5 protein-coding genes are annotated in these 6160 nt (G+C 59.1%); 2 read left to right on the forward strand and 3 right to left on the reverse strand.

Going from position 1 to position 6160, the window contains the following annotated elements; all coding sequences use genetic code 11:
- The coding region (locus LCF59_RS17320; RefSeq protein WP_292288872.1) for a hypothetical protein at nt 1–374 on the reverse strand (374 nt) is incomplete at its 3' end.
- Nucleotides 375–561: 187 nt separating this feature from the next.
- On the opposite strand from LCF59_RS17320, the gene LCF59_RS17325 reads away from it, so the two are divergent.
- Nucleotides 562–1254 (forward strand): GntR family transcriptional regulator, encoded by a 693-nt coding sequence (locus LCF59_RS17325; protein ID WP_292288873.1) that lies wholly within the window; start codon nt 562–564, stop codon nt 1252–1254.
- A 462-nt stretch (nt 1255–1716) separates the two neighbouring features.
- On the opposite strand, the gene LCF59_RS17330 is transcribed toward LCF59_RS17325, so the two are convergent.
- Together LCF59_RS17330 and LCF59_RS17335 are read right to left on the reverse strand one after the other, a co-directional pair.
- Nucleotides 1717–2826 carry an IS110 family transposase gene (locus LCF59_RS17330; RefSeq protein ID WP_292288874.1) on the reverse strand — a complete coding sequence of 370 codons (1110 nt, stop codon included), beginning with the start codon at nt 2824–2826 and terminating at the stop codon, nt 1717–1719.
- 202 nt (nt 2827–3028) lie between these two features.
- Nucleotides 3029–5932, reverse strand: a complete 2904-nt coding sequence (locus tag LCF59_RS17335) for a Tn3 family transposase (protein WP_292288875.1) — start codon at nt 5930–5932, stop codon at nt 3029–3031.
- 124 nt (nt 5933–6056) lie between these two features.
- On the opposite strand from LCF59_RS17335, the gene LCF59_RS17340 reads away from it, so the two are divergent.
- Nucleotides 6057–6160: recombinase family protein (locus tag LCF59_RS17340; RefSeq protein ID WP_367273419.1), on the forward strand; the 104-nt coding region annotated here is incomplete at its 3' end.

A 6160-nucleotide genomic window follows, 5' to 3' on the forward strand; every position in this document is an offset into this window, starting at 1 on the left:
GCAAGGTCGTCGGCTACCCCCCAACCGTGCAAGCAACCCCGGGCTTCCGTGATCTCGAATAGAGCACGCTCCCAGTCCGGCCCTGTATGCGTTTGCTCGGCATCGGGGTGGGCAAACAACAGAAGACTGTTTCGTGTCGGATCAGTCCCAGCGAGCCTGCCGATGACCGCGGTTCGGGGAGTGTCGGCTTCGGGCCCGATAAAAGCGAATTCGGCGATTACTGGCACGTTTGATGGAGTGTAGGTGCGGGTTTCGACCTGACAACCAGCGCCTTTCAAAGCCTCGACGATCACGGCCTGAACCGCGTTCTCGCCATCCGTCTGGGCGCGCACCAAACGCTCCAGCAGGCTTAATGCCTCTGCCGCCAGCTCCATATGCTTTCCTTGACCACCGTATAATTGCACTTCAATTGTATACAGTATTTACAAGATTCGGTAAGTGTCAATACTGACGCCTGTATCCAGAATGCGTTTCGGGTTATTCTCTTTCGATAGGAAACTGTTTAGGACATAAACCTGTGCAGCTTTGGTGGCGCGAGATCGATCAGGGAGTTGGATCAGCATGAACGGTTTAGACGCGAATAATAGGATCGACTCCGATAAAACTGCGAAGGCCCCCCTCCCTGAAAAGAAACAGAACCTGTCAGACAAGGCCTACACCGCCCTGTCAGAACTGATCCGTTCTCGCGAGGTTAGGGGCGGTGAACCCCTAGTCGAATTGCAACTTGCTGAGCGCCTTGGCCTGTCGCGGACCCCGTTGCGACAAGCGTTGCATCGCCTAGAAAGTGAGGGCTTGCTACGCAAGGATGCCAATCGAAGTTACGTCGTCCGTCAAGTCGACTTGAAAGAGTATCTTCAAAGCTTGCGGGTCAGGGAGTTGCTGGAACCAGAAGCAGCTGTGCTTGCCATCGACTTCATCACGCCCGAAATGGTGCAACCGGTGCTCGAGAACATGATCGCCGTTCGGGACACCAAACCTTACGCCATGCTGGCTCACTGGCGGTCAGATGACGAGGTCCACAACCTTTTCATCAAAAATTGCCGAAACGAGGTGCTGAGCGAAATCCTCACATCGCTGCGGGGTACCACCCAACTCTTCGAGATCGAACGCCTCGCGGAACGTCTTGTGCCCGATTCGACCGAGCATGAACGAATTCTCAAGGCCCTCGCATCGGGGGATTCACGGATTGTGAAGCAGGTGGTGACGACCCATATCCGGTCCCTGTTCAAGTTTGCGGTGAAGTCTGTCGGATAAGCACCCCACCGACGCCTGAGCATCTAGCGTGTCGCTCCTGATCAGATTCAGGATTCCCATAGTGGTCATCCTGTGATTTCGTGACTTTCAGGCGGATATGGGGGTCAGAAACGGGGAAACCGCATCCTGTAGAGTTGCGTGAGCCTGCGGTGCTGCTTAAGGGGTCTGTTACGGCTGAGTGCAGGATCGTACGTTCTCATGAGTGTTTTTGATCTTCACGATACAACTAGCTTACCCCGCTGGCGCGAGATGGTCAAAATATGTAGCCTGTGCAGGCGCTGGAGACGGTGGGCCGAACCGAGTGTTATCATGCTCTCATCCGCGGGTTGGATACCGCCTGACCAAATTCGACGCGGGATTGCCTCTCTCTAAGGACGGATATCTGTCCCAACGTACACCGAGGATTTCCCCATCATAGGCCGCCATCTCCAGCGGACTGCACAGGCAGTCTTTACAGTCCGTTCAAGCCGAGATTGGCGTTTTCCGAGCAATGTCCCAAATGAAGCCAGCCAGCTCGCGCGCAATGGCCGCGAGCACGCGAGGCTGTGGTTTGCCAGTGCGACTGAGATCACGATACCGTTTGCACAGCCGGGTTTGGGCTTTCCATCCGATATCCTTGATCTGCTGTGGTAAATGCGCTGAGCGTTTCAGATAGGGATGTCCTTCCTTCGGTGGATGTCGATAAGACCATCCAGCTTCAATCAGCATCGTACGTGCCAGTGCATTGCCCGTTTTCGTCAACCGTCCACGCCGGGTTGTGTTTCCACTTGAATGTTCGCTCGGTACCAAGCCGAGCCAGGCCATGAGCTGGCGCGGGTTTTCGAAGCGTGTGATGTCACCAATTTCGGCAACAACAGTGGCCGCGATAGTCGTATTTACACCTCGCAAGGCGCGTAATGCATCAACCACCGGCGCGAAATGCCAGCTCGGAATAGCATCTTCAATGGCACAGTTAAGCGTGGCCACCCGTTCCTCAGCCTGAGCGACCGTGCGTTTGTGTTCTTCAAAGACCAGTTGCTGATGCGAGAACCGGAACCGCCGCAACTCGGCAAGCCAACGGCGATGGCGCTGCGTCCAGTATTTGCCACTCTCATAGCGAAGACCGTGCCTGAGCAGGAAACTCAATAGCTGCATCTTTGCCGTCTTCACAGCATCAACCGCTTGTTTACGCGCACGGATCAGATCCCGCATCGCTTCTTGTTCCTCGTCGGGTGTCCAGATCGGTGTCAGCTCTCCAGCACGCCACAGCCGGGCTAGCATCTCAGCATCACGCCGATCTGTCTTTATCCGGTCACCAGACTTACGCGGGATCAATGAAGGCGAGACAACCGCACATTCAAAACCCAGCCTGATCAGATGGCGGTGAATGCCATACCCACAAGGCCCGGCTTCATAACAAAATGACGGGGTATGCCCGTTCTTCGCCAAGGTCTTGGTTAGTCGCAGCACTGCATCCGCCGAGTTGACGATGGTGCCATGGAACCTGATCTCGCCACCGCGGCCGTCTTCCGCAACAGCCACCGCAATCATATCCTTATGGACATCCAGCCCCACATAAAGTGCTTTGTTCATTTGCGTTTCCTCTCTCAAACAAATCCATGTCCGTCGAGAAGATCACAGGCGAGGCACTCGCCCCAAAACACTCATTTGGTCTAACGCGCCACAGCCCCTGTTTTGAGCCCTGTGGTCGCCTTCGCTATGAGCATGGGGGTATTGCGCCCGTTTGGTTGCCGTGAAGGTGGCGTGAAGGTGGCAAGATATAGGGATGATTACTTCACAACTTTGCCCCGACTTGCCGCCGCCACCGGTATTCGCCGGTGAGCAGGATGTGGGCCCATCCGAGCGGGGAGATATGCGCGAGCAGAGCGGGGTCGCAATTCAACCCGGCCCGCTGCCGCGCGGCGACGGCCTGACCGAGGTGCTTGGTATTCCAGTAGATGATGATGGCGGCGAGCAGGTTGAGACCAGCCATGCGATAGTGCTGCCCTTCGGCGGTACGGTCGCGGATTTCGCCTTGGCGACCGATGCGCAGGGCGTTTTTCAGGGCGTGATGAGCCTCGCCCTTATTCAGGCCAATCTGGGCCCGCCGCTGCATGTCGGCGTCGAGGAGCCATTCGATAACAAAGAGAGTGCGCTCGACGCGGCCGATTTCACGGAGCGCCAGGGCCAGCTCGTGCTGGCGCGGATAGGCCGCGAACTTCTTGAGCAGCTGACTGGGCGGCATGACGCCCGTCACCATGGTGGCAGCAGACCGCAGCACGCCGGGCCAATTCTGGACCACAAGTCCCTCGCGGATCTTGCCGCCGATCAGGCTGCGCAATTCGTTTGGCGCTGACGCCGGGTCGAACAGGTAGAGCCGTCTGGATGGCAGGTCGCGGATACGCGGGATGAACCGGAACCCGAGCAGCGAGGTCACGGCAAAGACGTGATCGGTGAAGCCGCCAGTGTCGGCATACTGCTCTGTGATCTTCCGCCCGGCCTCGTTCATCAACAGCCCGTCCAGGATGTAGGGTGCCTCATTCACGGTGGCCGGAATGTTCTGAGTCGCGAAGGGGCCGAACTGGTCGGAGACATGGGTGTAGGCCTTGAGGCCCGGCTCGGAGCCGTATTTCGCGTTGATGAGGTTCATGGCTTCGCCCTGCCGGGCGGCGGGAAAGAATTGCCCGTCACTGGACGCAGTCATGCCGCCACCCCAAAACCTGGCCATGGGCAGCCGGGATTGCGCCTCGATCACCATGGCGAGGGCCTGGTTAATAGCGTCGCTCTCCACGTGCCATCGCGACAGACGGGAGAGCTGGAAGTAATCATGGGTGTTGGTCGCCTCAGCCATCTTGCTGAGGCCAAGGTTCAAACCCTCAGCCAGCAACACCGTCAGCATGCCGATCTGGTCTTTGCAGGGCGCGCCGGTTTGCGCACTGATGAAGGTTTCCGTGAAGCCGATATCCGCATCGACCTCCTGCATCAGTTCGGTGATCCGTATAGCGGGCAGCCGGTCGTAGAGATCGAGTACCAGCTCGTCCGCCTCTTCGGGCACCGCGGCGGTCAGGCGGTCGAGTTTAAGGATGCCGTTCTCGATCGAACCGCCGGGGATGGCCCCCGCACGCGCCGCCTTTGCCAGCCGCGCCAGGCCGTCGGTCATGCGGGCCTTGCGGTCGGCAAGCCAGGCTTCCGGATCGAGCGGCACAGCCAGTCTTGGTATGTCCTTTACCGCCTCAGCAGGCACCAGAGCCTGCTTCAGATCGCTGTAGCGCCGGGAATGCGGCACCCAGATATCGCCGGAGCGGAACGCATCCCGCAGATGGAACAACACCGCCACTTCCCAGAGCCGGTGGCTATCTTCCTCCTGGGCATTCAGATGGCGATGCCATTTCGAGCCGCGCCGCAGGAAGCCAACCGGTCGTTCCTCGGGCCTCTCATCGTCGGCGATCAGCGTGCTGGCCTGCAGTAAGGGAGCTGTGACGCCTGCCGCCTGGATGTCCAACGCGCGCAGCATGCGCGGGGCATAGCGCCGGAACCGGTGATAGCCTTGGCCAACATGCGCCAAGGGGTCAGCGGCTATTGTGTCGGTCAACTCGGCGGCGGTGGCCACCAACCTTTCCAGCCGTTCCCATCCGCAGGCCAGCTCGGTCGCCTGATCCAAGGGCGCGCCATCGCTTCTGGCGTCGAGCAAGGCGGCACCAAGGGATTTGAAGGCGCGCAGGGTGTCCTGCACCGCCGCCTTTGCATCAGCGATCTTGGCATCGCAGAGCTTTTTGGCACCCTGCCATGTCTTGCCCACGATCCGGTCGTGGGTCTCGATGACTGCATCGGCAAGCGCCGCACGCCATGCGACCGCGCAGACCGCGAGGATGGCCAGGCGGCGATCACTGCTGATGTCGCGCAGGCCATCAGCGAAATAGCGTTCCCCCTGACGCTGTAGGCGGCTCACCCGATGGGGAGGAACCCCCGCGAGGATGTCAGGCGACAGTTTCATCTCCTGCAGGAATTCCAGCCGATCAAGCAGGCGGCTGGAATCGGCCGAGTTCTGTCCTACCTCAAATTGGCGCAGCCAGACGAACCGGCTGACCTTGCCTTCGACCATCTCTGTAAGCAGGGCATCAAGGCGAACTTTCATCGGCTCCTCCAGCCGGGCCACGATGGCGCTGTCGATCCGGCGTTCCGCCGCGACAAGCGCATCCGCGCAGAGGCGCTCGACCACGGATACACCCGGCAGGATGGTCTTGGTTCGGCGGCACTCATCGACAAATCGGCGGGCCAAATCATGGTTGGTGGTCGCGTTCTCCGCCTCACCCGCAAGCCAGGCCTTCAGCTCCCGCGCCCGGTGACCGGAGAACATCCTGAAGCCGTAGACCTGACGCAACACGATAAGATGATCACGCCTCGTTTCGGCGCGGGTGGCATACTCGGCAAGTGCATCAGATCCCAGACCAAGCTGCGCCCCAAGGAAACGGGTTACTTCTGGGGGAATAACCTCGCCTGAGGCGAGCAGGCGCCCTGGATAGCGCAGGGCGCATAACTGCAAGGCAAAGCCAAATCGGTTTCGGCCGCGGCGGCGCACATTGATGTGCTCAAGGTCGTCATCCGACAACGTGTAGTGATAGAGGATGCCGGCTTCGTCTGTCGGAAGGTCGAACAGCGCCGCGCGTTGCCGCGCGGTCAGGATGGTGCGGTGCGCCATAGTTCTTTTGCTTTCTATAGGGTGTTTGTGTATCTTTGATTTCGATACATATTAAGATTTACTTGGGTCCGGATATGCAAGGCCACAACAGACAGCATCGCAAACGACCGTATGAGATAGCCTCATGCTGATAGGATATGCCCGGGTCTCGAAAGCCGACGGCAGCCAATCCCTCGATCTACAGCGAGACGCGCTCATCGAAGCGGGCGTGGCAGCCGACGGCATCTA

The organism is Marivita sp. (assembly GCF_020055675.1).
Classification (GTDB): Bacteria; Pseudomonadota; Alphaproteobacteria; order Rhodobacterales; family Rhodobacteraceae; genus Marivita.

Coding starts and splice junctions, on each gene's coding strand:
- LCF59_RS17325 (WP_292288873.1), top strand. CDS start 562: ATGAACGGTTTAGACGCGAATAATAGGATCGACTCCGATAAAACTGCG.
- LCF59_RS17330 (WP_292288874.1), bottom strand. CDS start 2,826: ATGAACAAAGCACTTTATGTGGGGCTGGATGTCCATAAGGATATGATT.
- LCF59_RS17335 (WP_292288875.1), bottom strand. CDS start 5,932: ATGGCGCACCGCACCATCCTGACCGCGCGGCAACGCGCGGCGCTGTTC.